Below are 14,957 nucleotides of genomic sequence, written 5' to 3'. Positions count from 1 at the left end.
CAAGTAAATCTGTTTGAGAGAAAAACCTTAAAAGCTTTATTCATGCCCGATAAAATACCGATAAAACAAAAGGAAGCTCAATTGAGCCTCCTTTTATGAAAAATTGTGGGACAGCAGTGACCCCAAGGTGCTTTTTTCTTATCACTTAAAACTATTGATACCAATCAAACAACCTAAAAATATACGGCGCATAGGTCACGATCAGCAATGATGGGAACAGCACCATAATTGGCAATAGCCAGCGCTCATAACGGTAATAGAACTTGTTATATTTCACTTTGGCTTCTGCATCGGCAGCCCGAACCTCATCATCTCCTACAGACATTCGCGTCAGCAAATGATTCAGGGCAACTGGCGGTGTGACATAACCCAATTCAAAGGCAACCAGTACAATCATCCAGAAATGAATTGGATGGATACCATTTTCATAGGCCACTGGCGCAATGGTTGCAGCAACCAGAATCACCGCACCAAATGGGTCTGTGGTCATACCAATAATGGCAAGTAACAAGGCGATAAATGCCAGTGAAATATAGATATTACCCAAATGCGTCGGCAATAATTCAACCACTTCACTACGTTCAATCAAGCCGCCTACACTTGCCGACAAAGCCATCAAGATAATGAGTGCACCAATATGACCAACCGTTTCTGCCGAAGCAAACCACAGTGAATGACCAAAACCTCGCGATTTCTCTCCCACATGCGGCGTATGTTCGCGCATAAAGGTCGATTGCTTTTCATGTTCCAAAGCCAAAGCAGCATGGCGATCTGGTGGAGTCGCAAAACGATCGCCCCACCATTTATCAAACATAATATAAGCAATCAAAATAATTGGCAGAATCACAGGTGCTGTGAATTCATCCATTTTGGTGTCTAGACCATATTTATATAAAGCAATCACAATAATGGTAATCACGATATAAGGAATCACCGGAACAATGGCTTTTAGCATGCCTGGAACCGCAATTTTCGGTGAATTGACACGGAAACGCGTTTCAGCCAGATATAACGATACCCCAAGGAAAATAAACGCGGTCAGCCAGAAAACATAGAGACCATGATTAAACAGTTCGTCAGAAGTCACATGACGACTATCTAGCATCGAGATCAAGATTACCAATAGACATGGACGAATCACCACACCTAGTGAGCCTGACATCGCAGATACCGCCAAGGCATATTGACGACGAGAACCCGAGTTCCACACTTCCTTATAAATAATCGCACCTGCGGCAACAACGAAAATCCCTGAAGCACCGGTATATGCAGTTGGAATCGCAGCAGCAAGCAAAATTAGCCAGGTCAGCGTTTCAGGTGCAAGGTTCCAAGGACGTAAAATCCCGAGGAATAAATCCATAACACGGGTTTGGGTCAGCAACATACCTGCCCAGATAAACAGTGCGAGGTTTAAGAAGATGCCTGAGAATTCAACCAGAATTCCGAGGTAAATCCCTTGCCCCATTGGATAATCCATGACAAAGGTAAAGACAATCCCGGTCAGTAATGCCATGTAGGCATATAAAGGCACACTCAGTAAAGCTAAGCCGAAATTACCTCTGCCTTCCTGTTTAGCTGCGGGTGGCTTAATAAGCTGGAGTAAACTGATCAAGGTCAGGGTAATAAACAGGAAAATCCACAGCCAGTAAACCACCAGCGTTTCATAAGTAGAGGTCACACCTGAATTGATGATTGAATGATATTGACTGAGCACAGATGACGCCAGCAAACCATTACCGAGCATCATAAACAGTGCATAGACTCGATAATCCAGTTTGGTGGTTGGAGCACGCAAACCAATATGATGAAATTTCACTGATGCAGTAATCGCAGCAACGACAACCATCAATAATAAAATGATGACTCGATTTTCAGTCCCAAACTTAAAAACACCAAAGAACGATGTTTCAAGCGTACGATAGGCTCTGATTGTTGAATGCTCATCCATATATTGCATGGCTTTGTCATAGAACTGATACTTTTCTTCACACTGTTGTCGCCCCGCCAATACTGAAGCACGTACGTCTGCTTCCGATGTGGTACCAAAAATATCGGCAAATTCATCATTGGCATTGGATTTCATTTGCTTCTGTACTTGCGCATCTACATCTGGATGACGGTCACATGTGGGCGTTGTTGGCTCTGCACGTAAAAAGGAATATTGCATGCCAATTTCTTCATTGCCATACAAACGCTCTCCCACACGTAACAACTGACCATGAATCATCTCACCGGTACCGATGATGAGCGTTAGCAAAAGTAGTAATAGAATGACAAAAGTCGAAATCCACTCCGTCCATATATAACGTAACAGACCTAATCCTGATCTGTTATTTTCATCATTTTGCATGTGCATTCCTATTTTTTATCTTGGTCATTGCAACGGGTTCAGCAATACCAACTTTCCTTTTTTGAATAGAAAATACCCTTTCTCTATTCAATCTCTTTATTGTTATGAATAAATTTGCATCAATTATGTATGAATAAAAATGACAATATGCATTTTCTTTTATGTTTTAAATGTCAATCTCATCACTATTCAAAGAAATAATCCCATAAAATATAAAACATTGCGATAATGACTCCGCCAATTACCCCCAATAAATGTGACTCAACCAATACCGGACTGCCAATCAGTTCAGCCGTTCCTACACTGCCGATGGTATTTTCCCAAATCAATTTGGCCAGAATAAGAAACAGGACAAACGCTGCGAAATTTCGCTCTTTTTTATACAGCAAATGTACGCAGGCAACCGTGACATAAGCGCCATGCAAGACCCCAGACAACCCTGCATAGGCTTCAATATCAGGAAAGAAATAGTAGAAACACAGACTAATAAATAATGGAAGTAACAGCAGCAAAGCAACAAAATGCCAAACTTTTACCCGGGGAAAAATGAAAGGTAAACAGGCAAAAGCCAACATGTTCAGCGCATAATGGATCCATCCCACATGTACCCAATGCCCGGTCCATATCCGCCAAAATTCTTTAAAAAAGCCTGCTTGCCAATAAATAAATGAATCTGCAAAAACTTGAAGGCATGCCGAAAATGACACCACTATTGCAATAAAAACAATTTTCCGCGTGAGAAATTGGTCTTTCATTGACATGCCCTCTGTTTAAAAATGACTTATCAAAGATTAAAATCATCCATTCAGGCCAATTAAAATCCTCTTTTAACTCAACTTAGGATTGAGCGGTGACCTCTTCGCTAAATAAATCATCTAATTCTGCAGTGTTGTCTTCATCATCCCAAAAGCGCTGCATCCCCTCATCGCTGGTACGAATACCGGTATGTTCTGTCCAATAACGGTCTGAAATACTCTGTACCATATTTTTCGACATGCTATCGACCAGCTTAAACTGCGGATTCACAGGTTTTTCTTCTGTACGTGACGCGGCAAAGGTTTTGAGTGCCTCACGAATTTTGGCATCATCACCACTGGCTTGCGCAGCAACGGCATATAAGGCATGTGACAGACGCACCCCTTTTTGCTCACCCAATTGCACGGATTCTTTTAAGGTTTGATAAGGATCAGGTTTACCATCACCTGCACCCGGCAATAGTGTCCAAATCACAGCACGGGCTGCATTGGGTGCACCCCAGAATTTGGCATTGTCCAAACATGTCATGCCACGTTCGACCACTGCCGCAATATCTTTTGGCACATTGATTGCACCGCCAGAATTAATGTCATTGGTCATGGCTTGCAAACCACTAATCATCCCCATCAAATAAACGGTTTGATCCAGATCACTCTTCATTTTCGGGCAGCCTTCGCCCAGTTTCTTGTTATATTTTGCTGCCCAACGATTTTCAAGCAGCTGGTAACCTGCATATTGACGCTGTGCTGCAATCGCCGCCCAGCGTTTTTGTTCTATACGGGCATCTTGCGCTTCTGAAACTTGACCCGCTTTCGAGGCACGTAAATAACGCAATTCCGATTCAAGCGCCTGATTTTCAGCACAAATTCCAGATGAAGCATATAACAGAACAGCAATACGGGTTGGATCTGCCCCCATATCCTTGGTTGACATAATGGCTGGAGTTAACGCATTCCCCGAATTACACGCCATATCAGCATCATCCATCGCTAAAATAGGCGGTACAATGTGTTTCTCACTAAAACCCAGTGCGACATTTGCCCCTGTTTTAACCACTTGAGAACAACCTGATAATAAAGAACTTGCAATTGCAACAACTGCCATACCTTGGCATATTTTTTGGACTCTCGACATTTTCCTGTCCTCTATAATTGTGTTTATGTCCATAGCAACTAAACATATCAGATGCGAAATCTGAATAAAAGAGTATTTACTCTAATCGGATCAGCTACTTTGCCATGAAATAAAGTTTGGAAAATTGACTGGATTGAATGAAGTTATAATTTTTGGGCAAAAAAAAGTAGCATTGCGACGGTTCGGCACATGCTACTTATCAAGGGGTCGAAGCCTAAGGGCTTTCATGTTGTGCAAATCGATCCTTCAGCACAGTTCCTAGTCGTCCAATAACAATTGCCAAAACAATCGCTACCACCAGAAACATCCAAGTTGGAATCACCATCATGATATCCTCATTTGCTGTTGGTAAATTTAATGTACATTTAGCGTAAATAATTAACAGGAAAAATTGTCTGACAATTGGAATATTTCGCAACTTTATATTAAAGCTGTCTTACAAAGATGAGTTCTAAATATCTATATTATTGATTATTAAAATTTTAATAAGAAATTAAAATATACAACTGTCTAACAATTAGATCAATTTCGCCAATTTCTTCAATGCCTTCCACTGCTGTAGTGGCAGTTGATCAATCCAAATCAGTAACGGTTTTTCCTGAAAATGCTGGAAATAAACCACAATATAAAGCTGATGATCAATAATATGACTAATCGAAACGCGTTTAATCTGTTCAGATTTGACACTTGAAAGTGACCACTCTCGCGCTTCTAAATGTTCAAAGTAAATGGGTTGCGGTACTTTTAAACCATAGGCATAAGCCATCACACCCAGCAGAACACACAACAGCCATAGCCATGGCGCTAAGAGTTGCTGTAAAAGTACAATCACCAGTGTAAAAATGATCAACTGAAACACAAAGGCCAAGCGGCTGCGTTTCAGTTGAAAAGATCGATTAACCATGTACGTAGTGTTTCAGCTTAACAATCAGATCTTTCATTTCAGGACGTGGCGGTTCAGACACTTCCATAAACCAATCCAGCAAATCTGGATCTTCTTGCGCCACCAATTCCGCAAAAGTTTCTTTCTCAGCGGCATCGGCCTGTAAATAATGATTCTTTACATAGGGATCAAAGTACACATCAATTTCTTTTAAACCACGACGGGCACGGTAAATTACTTTGCGTTCTTCCAAGCTCATTTCTTCACTCATAGTCTTCCCCAATAGTGTACAAATTTTTGCTAGTTTACCCTATCAGTACTGCATGTTTCGAGCCATTTCCTGCAATTGACCAAATTCATCATTTCCTCGAAATATTTGAGCATTCAGCACATTGTCGCTTGCTGATGGATCTTTTACTTTCTATACCATAATGACTCTGAAAATGGACACAATAAAAATGCAATCAGCTGCGATCCGCCCCATAGCCAATATGTTAGCGCGCAATTTATTTACAGCAGAGCATGAAGCCTTTCGTGAAACCGTGCGCAAGTTTTATGAAAAAGAAGTGGTTCCCAATATTGAAAGATATGAACAGCAACAGCATGTCGACCGTGATTTATGGAATAAAGCCGGTGCAATGGGACTGCTCTGCGCCACCATGCCTGAACAATATGGCGGTTCAGGGGTAGATCGCCTTTACAGCATGATTCTGATTGAGGAACAGGCCTACGCCATGGATTCATCCACAGGCTTTTCTCTTCACTCGGATATTGTTGCCAACTACCTCAATAATTTCGGTAATGAAAACCAGAAATTAACATGGTTACCGAAAATGGCTACCGGGGAAGTCGTTACAGCCATTGCCATGACCGAACCTGGAACAGGATCTGACCTGCAAGCTGTACGTACCACGGCAGTTTTGGATGGTGACGATTACGTGATTAATGGTTCAAAAATCTTTATCACCAATGGCTACTTATGCGATATGGTCATTGTGGTCTGCAAAACTGGTAGTGGCGATAAAGGCTCAGCCAATTTATCCTTACTCATTGTTGAAGCAGATCGGGCAGGTTTTAGCAAAGGAAAACCTCTCAACAAGATTGGAATGAAAGGACAAGATACCTGTGAATTGTTCTTCGATAACGTGCGGGTACCTAAAGAAAATTTGCTTGGTATGCAAGGCATGGGTTTTATGATGCTGATGAAAGAGCTGGCTTGGGAACGCATGCTGGTTGCCATTATCTGCCAAGCCGGTGCAGAAGCTGCATTCGCCCATACTGTACAATATACCAAACAGCGCCAAGCCTTTGGCAAACCGATCAGCGCTTTTCAAAATACCCGTTTCAAACTGGCTGAATTGCGTACCGAAATAGATTTTTGTCGTGCTTATCTAGACCGCTGCATGCAATTACAGCTTGAAGAAAAACTTGGAATTGATGCAGCAGCTGCCGCGAAGTACAAAATTTCAGAGATGTTCTCTAAAGTGGTCGATGAATGCCTGCAACTGCATGGTGGTTATGGCTACATGATGGAATACCCAATTGCACGTGCCTATATCGATAACCGTGCCAATCGGATCTATGCAGGCACCAATGAAATTATGAAAGAGCTAATTTCACGTTCACTTTAACCCCTAATCCAAGCAATAAAAAAAGGAGTCTTAGACTCCTTTTTTTGCTATTTGACTTAAGACACTAACTTAGGCTTATGCGAATCTACGCTTGTGTGCTTTTGAAATTTAAGTACGTTATCATCAAATTTGGCATGTTTTAATATTTTACGATCAGCCAGATAATTATTGGTCACGTTCCAAGGCGTGTGTTTACCCTGTTTCGGCATGACATCCGCTGCACGTGCGATATAACCTGAAGATAAACTCCCCATTACGGTATCTTCCATCAATTCAGTCTGATCACCTTGGGCAATCACTTGGTCATAGCCATTCTTGTCCATATAATTAATCAGACGACAAATATAATCAGCTGCAATATCCACTTTAAGCGTCCAGGATGCGTTGATATAACCAATAATCATCGCCATATTCGGTACATCACTGACCATAATCCCCTGATACAACATATGTTTAGAGGTATCTATAGGTTTCCCGTCAATGCTGGCTTTGATACCGCCTAGAATTTGAATCTGCAAACCTGTCGCAGAGACAATAATATCGGCATCCAAATGTTGACCGGATTTCAGCTGAATACCAGTTTCAGTAAACTTCTCAATTTGATCCGTTTCCACACTCGCCTTGCCTGAGCGTAAAATCTTGAATAAATCACCATCAGGTACCACACAAAGACGTTGATCCCAGGGGTTATAGCTTGGCGTAAAGTGTTTCATATCCACTTTACCCTTAAGCTGCATCTCAATTGATTTGAGTAACAACTTACGCAGTAATTTTGGCTGCTTTTGCGCAAGTGCATAAATACCACGTTGCATGCCAATATTACGTGCACGCGTCAGTTTATAAGCAAGATCTTCCGGCAAAACCTTACGCATTTTGTCATACACAAAATCAATTGAAGGAACCGAAGCAATATAGGTCGGTGAGCGTTGTAGCATGGTGACATGCGCTGCGCCACCTTTTGCCATTGCAGGTACTAGGGTGATGGCGGTTGCGCCACTGCCAATAATCACCACTTTCTTACCAGTATAGTCGAAATTTTCTGGCCAATGTTGTGGGTGAATAAACTGACCTTTAAATGTTGCTTGATTTGGGAAATCTGGCTGGAAGCCTTGGTCATAGTTGTAATAGCCGGTGCAACCCAATACAAAATTAGCAATCCAGGTGTGTCGTTTTTGATTTTCATCTTCAATTTGTACCACCCACTTACGGATTGAAGAATCATAATTAGCGGATAGCACACGATGCTTAAAATGAATTTTGCTTTTTAATTGGTATTCATCAACAACTTCAGATAAATAGCCTTTAATGGATGCCCCATCTGCAAGGACATTGGCTTTCTGCCAAGGTTTAAAATTAAAGCCAAAGGTCGACATGTCTGAGTCTGAACGAATCCCGGGGTATTTAAATAAATCCCAAGTTCCACCAAAACTTTCACGACGTTCAATAATATCAAATTGACGTTGCGGACAGTTCTTTGAAAGATGTGCAGCAAGACCAATACCTGAAATACCTGCGCCCACAATCAAAATATCAATGTGCTTTTCCATGTTCTTTTTATAACCTTGTTGAACTTTATTTTATTAAACCATAAATTTGACAATACACAATGTCAAGTTTAAATAAATCTGATAAAAAATATATCAGTTCAGGACAAAATCTAAAATTGTCTGACAATACAAAACAATCAGACATAAAAAAGACCGGTGAAACACCGGCCTTTTTCGAACAACTGAAGTTCTTTTTGCGAAATTATTTAACTTCGCGATCTACTAGCTCAACGTAAGCCATCGGTGCAGCATCACCTGCACGGAAGCCCGCTTTAAGAACACGTAGATAGCCGCCGTTACGTTCTTTGTAACGAGGGCCAAGAACTGTAAATAATTTACCTACAGTTGCAGCTGAACGAGTACGAGCAAACGCTAAACGACGGTTTGCTACAGAATCGACTTTAGCTAAAGTGATTAAAGGCTCAGCAACACGACGTAATTCTTTTGCTTTAGGAACAGTAGTTTTAATTAACTCGTGTTCGAACAAAGAATTAGCCATGTTTTGGAACATCGCTTTACGATGACTGCTTGTACGGCCTAATTTCACACCACTATTACGATGACGCATGGTGATAGTCCTACTTAATTAACGGCTACGATAAGCAAAGCGATCGTCCATGCGGAGGCTAGCCGGTGGCCAGTTCTCTAAACGCATGCCCAATTGCAAGCCTTTCGATGCCAGAACATCTTTGATTTCAGTTAACGATTTTTTACCTAAGTTAGGAGTTTTCAACAACTCAACTTCAGTACGTTGAACCAAATCACCGATGTAGTAAATATTTTCTGCTTTCAAACAGTTAGCAGAACGAACAGTAAGCTCTAGATCATCTACTGGACGAAGCAAGATTGGATCCACTTCTTCGCGAGGCTCTTGAGCAACAGGAGCTTGATCTTTCTGAAGATCAACAAAAATTGCAATTTGTTGTTGCAAGATTGTTGCCGCTTTGCGGATTGCTTCTTCTGGATCAACTGTACCGTTGGTTTCAAGGTCAATGATCAATTTATCAAGGTCAGTACGTTGTTCTACACGAGCATTTTCAACTGTGTAAGACACGCGCTTGATTGGGCTATAAGAAGCATCTAACTGTAAACGACCCACTGGGCGAGTTTCGCCTTCTGGGAAACGTGAGTCAGAAGTCTCATAACCGCGACCTTGAGAAACTTTCAGGCGCATTTTTAATGAGCCTGAAGCACTTAATGTGCCGATCAAATGCTCAGGGTTTACCACTTCAACATTATGAGGCAAACGAAGATCAGCGGCAGTTACATCGCCAGGACCTTGTTTTTCTAATGTCAAGTATGCTTCGTTTTGATCGAACAGCTTAATCGACAATCCTTTTAGGTTCAGCAAGAGCTCGACGATGTCCTGCTGCAAGCCTTCCAAGGTACTGTACTCGTGCTCAACCCCTTCTATTTCAACTTCAACCACAGCAGCGCCAGGTAAAGAAGAAAGAAGGATACGACGTAAAGCATTACCAAGAGTATGACCAAAGCCACGCTCTAATGGTTCTAGAATCACTTTTGCCGAGGTCCCGCTAGCCGCTTCGACCTTGATCGCTTGCGGAGTTAGAAACTCATTTGCAGTACGCGTCATTATTGCTACCTCAAGGGATTATTTAGAATACAATTCTACAATCAAGCTTTCGTTGATTTCAGCAGGTAAATCAGAACGATCCGGTGCAGCTTTAAACGTACCTTCCAATTTAGAATGGTCAACTTCCATCCAAGAAGGAATACCACGTTGAGTAGCTAACTCGATTGCGCCTTTAATACGCAATTGTTGTTTAGCACCTTCGTGAACTGCAACCACGTCACCCGCTTTAACTTGGATTGAAGCGATGTTAACGCGACGACCATTTAAAGTGATTGAACGGTGAGATACAAGCTGACGAGCTTCTGCACGTGTAGAACCAAAACCCATGCGATAAACAACGTTATCAAGACGGCTTTCTAGCAATTTCAACAAGTTTTCACCTGTTGCGCCTTTAACACGAGCAGCTTCTTTATAGTAATTACTAAATTGACGTTCTAAAACACCATACGTACGACGTACTTTTTGTTTTTCACGTAATTGTAGTGAGTACTCAGATTGTTTTGCGCGGCTTTGACCATGTTGGCCAGGAGCTTTCGCATGTTTTTTTGTCTTAACGTCAAACGGTTTAACGCCTGATTTAAGTTGCAGGTCTGTCCCTTCGCGGCGAGAGAGTTTGCATTTTGGACCAATATAACGAGCCATGAATGTTTCTCCTTACACGCGACGTTTTTTAGGTGGACGACAACCGTTGTGCGGGATTGGCGTCACATCGGTAATGCTGTTAATTTTATAACCCACTGCACCTAAAGCACGAACCGCAGATTCACGACCAGGACCAGGACCTTTTACAAGGACGTCCAAGTTTTTCAAACCGTAGTCTAAAGCAGCTTTACCAGCAACTTCAGCAGCTACCTGAGCAGCGAACGGAGTTGATTTACGTGATCCACGGAAGCCTTGTCCACCTGAAGTGGCCCAAGCCAGTGCATTACCTTGACGATCGGTAATAGTCACAATGGTGTTATTAAAAGAAGCGTGAATGTGTGCAACACCTTCAGAGACGGTACGGGTGACCTTCTTGCGTGTGCGAGTATCTTTAGCCATCTTTTAGCTTCCAGAAATCTTATTTCTTAATAGGTTTGCGCGGACCTTTACGGGTACGTGCGTTAGTTTTGGTGCGTTGTCCACGGACAGGCAAGCTGCGACGATGACGAAGACCACGGTAGCAGCCTAAATCCATTAAACGTTTAATGTTCATGGAAATTTCGCGACGTAAATCACCTTCGGTCGGAACCTTGGTAATTTCTGCACGAATCGCATCAAGCTGAGCATCATCCAATTCACGGATCTTAGTAGTAGTTGGAATACCTACAGCAGCTAAGATGCTCTTAGCAGTGTGGCGACCGATACCAAAGATATACGTGAGGGAGATAACAGCATGCTTGTTATCCGGAATGTTTACACCGGCAATACGAGCCATTCACTTTCTCCAAAAAGGCAGTAGAGATAATCAACCGCCCGACAAAAACCTTGAGGGGCGGATATTAACCCAATTCACCTACTGAAATCAACAGGTCTTGATTAGATTAACCTTGACGCTGTTTATGACGAGGTTCAGCGCTACAAATCACGCGGATAACCCCATTACGACGGATAACTTTACAGCTACCACAAATTTTTTTTACAGAAGCTTGTACTTTCATGATGAAACCTCAAGTGCGCTTATCCCTTAGGATGAGCAGTCGTTTTTCTCATTAACGTTTGATTATCGTATTGATGCGAGGTGAGATGTGCTTGTAGCTGAGCCATAAAGTCCATCACGACTACCACAACGATCAGCAAAGAGGTACCACCCAAAGAGAATGGAATACCAAATGAGCTCTGTAATACCATTGGCATTAAACAAATCACTGTGATATAAATCGCGCCAATAAAGGTCAAACGATTGAGAATATGATCTAAGTAACGAGCAGTTTGCTCACCTGGACGAATACCAGGCACATAAGCTCCGCTGCGTTTCAAGTTTTCCGACACTTCTTTAGGGCTAAATACTAGCGCAGTATAGAAGTAACAGAAAAAGATAATTAACGCACCAAAGAGCACCAAATACAACGGCTGTCCAGGCGACAACACGAGTGCCAAATCTTGCAGGCCACGTTTGATAATTCCTGCACTAGGATCAGCACTACCCACCCATTGCCCTAAGCTCGCAGGGAACAAAAGCAATGAACTTGCAAAAATTGCTGGGATCACACCCGCCATATTAATTTTTAATGGCAAATGTGTCTGTTGTGCAGTAAATACACGACGACCTTGTTGTTTTTGGGCGTAATTGACTGGTATGCGACGTTGTGCTTTTTCAATAAACACAATCGCTGCTAACACACCTATAGATAACAAGCCAAAGATTGCCAAGCCGATAAGACTGGTTTGACCATTATCTACCGATGATAAAGATTGCATAATTAAATTCGGCAATCCAGCAACAATACCCGCAAAGATGATCATGGAGATCCCATTCCCGACTCCGCGTTCAGTAATTTGCTCACCCAACCACATCAAGAACATGGTACCGGCAACCAGCGAAGTCACAGCTGGAATGTAAAAAGCCAGACCTCCAGTCAAAGTAATCCCTTGACTAATAAGTCCTGCACACATCCCTACAGACTGCACAAGTGCAAGTAACAATGTACCTTGTCGCGTATATTGATTGATCTTACGCTTACCTTGCTCGCCTTCTTTCTTTAAAGCTTCCAGCGAAGGAACAACCGTAGACATTAACTGCACAATAATTGAGGCAGAAATGTAAGGCATGATCCCAAGAGCAAGAATTGACATGCGCTCTAATGCACCACCTGAAAACATGTTAAACAAACCAAGGATAGTACCCTGGTTTGCATTAAAAAGATTTTCAAGTGCGGCATTATTAATGCCTGGTACTGGAATATGTGCTCCTAGTCGAAAGACCATTAATGCACCAATAAGGAACATCATTCGGCGAATAATTTCACGATATTTCACATGAAACGGCTGCCCTTTCATCATGTTAACATGACCCGAAGAACTAGGAGACATAGACACTAGCGATTACTCCTCGACTTTGCCGCCAGCAGCTTCAACAGCAGCTTTAGCGCCTTTAGTCAATGCAACACCTTGAATAGTGAATGCACGAGTAATATCACCAGAAAGTACGATACGAGCACGAGTCATATCTCTACGAACAACATTCGCTGCTTTTAAAGTTTCAAGTGAAACAATATCACCTTCAACTTTAGCAAGCTCTGATAAACGTACTTCAGCAGTTTTTAGAGCGAGTTGGCTAGTAAAACCGAATTTAGGCAAACGACGATATAATGCAGTTTGACCACCTTCAAATCCTGGACGTGTACCACCGCTCTTACGTGAGTTTTGACCTTTGACACCACGGCCACCGGTCTTACCAACGCCAGAACCGATACCACGGCCTAGACGAAGGTTGTCACGTTTAGCACCTTCTGCAGGTGCAATAGTATTTAAACGCAGAGTCATGGCTTATTCCTCTACACTAACCATATAGTAGACTTGGTTGATCATACCGCGGTTAGAAGGAGTATCAACAACTTCTACAGTATGACCAATACGACGCAGACCTAAACCTTGAAGGCTAAGCTTGTGATTTTTCAAGCGATGCGATGAAGATTTAGTCTGGGTAACTTTAATCGTTTTCATGATTGATTACCCTTGAATTTGTGCTACTGAAAGACCACGTTTCGCAGCGACTTTCTCAGGAGAAGTCATGTCACGCAAACCTTTGAAAGTTGCGTTAACTACGTTAGCAGCATTTGTAGAACCATAGCATTTTGTCAATACGTTATGTACGCCAACAGCTTCCAGAACTGCACGCATAGCACCACCAGCAATTACACCAGTACCTTCAGAAGCAGGTTGCATGTAAACGCGGCTTGCACCGTGACGAGCATTAATAGGGTGTTGTACAGTACCGTTAACAAGATCAACAGTAATCATGTTACGACGTGCAGCTTCAAGTGCTTTAGAAATAGCAGCTGGAACTTCACGTGCTTTACCACGACCAAAACCTACGCGACCATTACCATCACCCACAACAGTTAATGCTGTGAAAGAGAAGATACGACCACCCTTAACAACTTTGGCTACACGATCAACGGCAACCAGCTTTTCAACAAGACCTTCGTTTTGTTCAACTTTAGCCATGATTAGAACTCCAAGCCGTTTTCACGAGCAGCATCAGCCAAGGCTTTGATACGACCATGATATTTAAAACCAGAACGGTCAAATGCAACTTTAGTTACACCAGCTGCTTTAGCACGTTCTGCGATTAAAGCACCTACTTTTTGAGCTGCTTCAACATTACCAGTTGTGCCAGCACGTAAAGTAGCATCTAAAGTTGAAGCTTGCGCTAAAACTTTGCCACCATCTGCTGAAATAACTTGAGCATAGATGTGACGCGGAGTGCGGTTTACACACAAGCGAGTCGCACCCAATGCACGGATGTGCAAGCGTGTGCTTTTCGCACGACGCAAACGGGATTGTTTCTTTTCGTTCATAAGAACCTCGCGCCTTATTTCTTCTTAGCTTCTTTACGAAGAACAACTTCATCCGAATAACGAACACCTTTACCTTTATAAGGCTCTGGTTCACGATATGAACGGATATCTGCAGCTACTTGACCCAACATATGTTTGCTTGCTGATTTCAAAATGATTTCAGTAGCAGTTGGAGTTTCAGCAGTTACACCTTCAGGAAGTTTATAATCGATAGGGTGTGAATAACCTAGGTTAAGATGAACAACATCACCTTTAACCGCAGCTTTATAACCAACACCGATTAGTTGTAACTTACGTTCGAAGCCTTCACTAACACCTTTAACAAGGTTGTTAAGAACAGCGCGAGCAGTACCAGCTTGCATCCAAGAATCTTTAGATTCTTTAACTGGAGCAATATGAAGCTGACCTTCTTCCTGTTTTAGCTCGACCAGCGCATGCAGGTTGAAAGACAATGTACCTTTACTGCCTTTCACTTCGACCTGCCGGCCGTTCTGAGTAACTGTAACACCGTTAGGCACAGTTACTGGGGCTTTAGCCACACGAGACATGAGGATTCACCT

General features: G+C 42.3%; 19 protein-coding genes. 1 reads left to right on the top strand and 18 read right to left on the bottom strand.

Features of this window, described 5'->3' with window-relative positions; genetic code table 11:
- Window positions 1–151 precede the first annotated feature (151 nt).
- The 5 genes from HLH16_RS11545 to HLH16_RS11525 all read right to left on the bottom strand — a co-directional run bounded on the left by HLH16_RS11545 (window position 152) and on the right by HLH16_RS11525 (window position 5,394).
- Complete coding sequence (locus tag HLH16_RS11545) at window positions 152–2,350, bottom strand: TRAP transporter large permease subunit (RefSeq protein WP_171529428.1); 2,199 nt, start codon at window positions 2,348–2,350, stop codon at window positions 152–154.
- A gap of 185 nt (window positions 2,351–2,535) precedes the next feature.
- Window positions 2,536–3,105 (bottom strand): rhombosortase, encoded by a 570-nt coding sequence (gene rrtA, locus HLH16_RS11540; RefSeq protein ID WP_131290848.1) that lies wholly within the window; start codon window positions 3,103–3,105, stop codon window positions 2,536–2,538.
- An 82-nt stretch (window positions 3,106–3,187) separates the two neighbouring features.
- Window positions 3,188–4,240 (bottom strand): hypothetical protein, encoded by a 1,053-nt coding sequence (locus HLH16_RS11535; protein WP_171529427.1) that lies wholly within the window; start codon window positions 4,238–4,240, stop codon window positions 3,188–3,190.
- 517 nt (window positions 4,241–4,757) lie between these two features.
- Window positions 4,758–5,144, bottom strand: a complete 387-nt coding sequence (locus HLH16_RS11530) for a hypothetical protein (protein ID WP_131290844.1) — start codon at window positions 5,142–5,144, stop codon at window positions 4,758–4,760.
- The gene (locus tag HLH16_RS11525) at window positions 5,137–5,394 is read right to left on the bottom strand and encodes an FAD assembly factor SdhE (protein WP_131290841.1); all 258 of its coding nucleotides are present in this window, start codon (window positions 5,392–5,394) and stop codon (window positions 5,137–5,139) included. Before HLH16_RS11525 ends, HLH16_RS11530 begins: the two co-directional genes overlap by 8 nt.
- 187 nt (window positions 5,395–5,581) lie before the next feature.
- Here HLH16_RS11525 and HLH16_RS11520 point away from each other — a divergent pair, with 187 nt between their 5' ends.
- On the top strand, window positions 5,582–6,754 hold the full coding sequence (locus HLH16_RS11520; protein WP_131290838.1) for an acyl-CoA dehydrogenase family protein: 1,173 nt from the start codon (window positions 5,582–5,584) through the stop codon (window positions 6,752–6,754).
- A gap of 56 nt (window positions 6,755–6,810) precedes the next feature.
- Here the strand turns inward: HLH16_RS11520 and HLH16_RS11515 are convergent, their stop codons facing one another.
- The 13 genes from HLH16_RS11515 to rplF form a co-directional block, all read right to left on the bottom strand.
- Window positions 6,811–8,301 (bottom strand): flavin-containing monooxygenase, encoded by a 1,491-nt coding sequence (locus HLH16_RS11515; RefSeq protein WP_131291420.1) that lies wholly within the window; start codon window positions 8,299–8,301, stop codon window positions 6,811–6,813.
- A gap of 202 nt (window positions 8,302–8,503) precedes the next feature.
- Window positions 8,504–8,869, bottom strand: coding sequence for a 50S ribosomal protein L17 (gene rplQ / locus HLH16_RS11510; RefSeq protein ID WP_067726622.1), 366 nt, complete (start codon window positions 8,867–8,869; stop codon window positions 8,504–8,506).
- A gap of 18 nt (window positions 8,870–8,887) precedes the next feature.
- Window positions 8,888–9,895 carry a DNA-directed RNA polymerase subunit alpha gene (locus tag HLH16_RS11505; protein WP_004650465.1) on the bottom strand — a complete coding sequence of 336 codons (1,008 nt, stop codon included), beginning with the start codon at window positions 9,893–9,895 and terminating at the stop codon, window positions 8,888–8,890.
- Window positions 9,896–9,913: 18 nt separating this feature from the next.
- The gene (gene rpsD / locus HLH16_RS11500; protein ID WP_067726624.1) at window positions 9,914–10,537 is read right to left on the bottom strand and encodes a 30S ribosomal protein S4; all 624 of its coding nucleotides are present in this window, start codon (window positions 10,535–10,537) and stop codon (window positions 9,914–9,916) included.
- Window positions 10,538–10,549: 12 nt separating this feature from the next.
- Window positions 10,550–10,936, bottom strand: coding sequence for a 30S ribosomal protein S11 (rpsK, locus tag HLH16_RS11495; RefSeq protein ID WP_001040166.1), 387 nt, complete (start codon window positions 10,934–10,936; stop codon window positions 10,550–10,552).
- Window positions 10,937–10,955: 19 nt separating this feature from the next.
- On the bottom strand, window positions 10,956–11,312 hold the full coding sequence (gene rpsM, locus HLH16_RS11490) for a 30S ribosomal protein S13 (RefSeq protein WP_067726626.1): 357 nt from the start codon (window positions 11,310–11,312) through the stop codon (window positions 10,956–10,958).
- Between the two features lie 106 nt (window positions 11,313–11,418).
- The gene (gene rpmJ / locus HLH16_RS11485; protein ID WP_000867907.1) at window positions 11,419–11,535 is read right to left on the bottom strand and encodes a 50S ribosomal protein L36; all 117 of its coding nucleotides are present in this window, start codon (window positions 11,533–11,535) and stop codon (window positions 11,419–11,421) included.
- Between the two features lie 19 nt (window positions 11,536–11,554).
- Complete coding sequence (gene secY, locus HLH16_RS11480; protein WP_171458816.1) at window positions 11,555–12,874, bottom strand: preprotein translocase subunit SecY; 1,320 nt, start codon at window positions 12,872–12,874, stop codon at window positions 11,555–11,557.
- Between the two features lie 45 nt (window positions 12,875–12,919).
- The gene (gene rplO, locus HLH16_RS11475; protein ID WP_067726631.1) at window positions 12,920–13,360 is read right to left on the bottom strand and encodes a 50S ribosomal protein L15; all 441 of its coding nucleotides are present in this window, start codon (window positions 13,358–13,360) and stop codon (window positions 12,920–12,922) included.
- A gap of 3 nt (window positions 13,361–13,363) precedes the next feature.
- Window positions 13,364–13,540: a 50S ribosomal protein L30 gene (rpmD, locus tag HLH16_RS11470; protein ID WP_067726633.1), complete on the bottom strand. Its 177-nt coding sequence runs from the start codon at window positions 13,538–13,540 to the stop codon at window positions 13,364–13,366.
- Between the two features lie 6 nt (window positions 13,541–13,546).
- Window positions 13,547–14,044, bottom strand: coding sequence for a 30S ribosomal protein S5 (rpsE, locus tag HLH16_RS11465; RefSeq protein WP_067726635.1), 498 nt, complete (start codon window positions 14,042–14,044; stop codon window positions 13,547–13,549).
- Between the two features lie 2 nt (window positions 14,045–14,046).
- Window positions 14,047–14,397 carry a 50S ribosomal protein L18 gene (gene rplR, locus HLH16_RS11460; RefSeq protein ID WP_004281497.1) on the bottom strand — a complete coding sequence of 117 codons (351 nt, stop codon included), beginning with the start codon at window positions 14,395–14,397 and terminating at the stop codon, window positions 14,047–14,049.
- Window positions 14,398–14,411: 14 nt separating this feature from the next.
- Window positions 14,412–14,945, bottom strand: coding sequence for a 50S ribosomal protein L6 (gene rplF, locus HLH16_RS11455; RefSeq protein ID WP_067726637.1), 534 nt, complete (start codon window positions 14,943–14,945; stop codon window positions 14,412–14,414).
- Window positions 14,946–14,957: the final 12 nt, after the last annotated feature.

Source organism: Acinetobacter sp. ANC 5378, assembly GCF_013004315.1.
In the GTDB taxonomy this organism is placed as follows: domain Bacteria; phylum Pseudomonadota; class Gammaproteobacteria; order Pseudomonadales; family Moraxellaceae; genus Acinetobacter.
The sequence above is the reverse complement of the archived record's forward strand: the minus strand, read 5'-3'. Positions and strand labels throughout refer to the sequence as shown.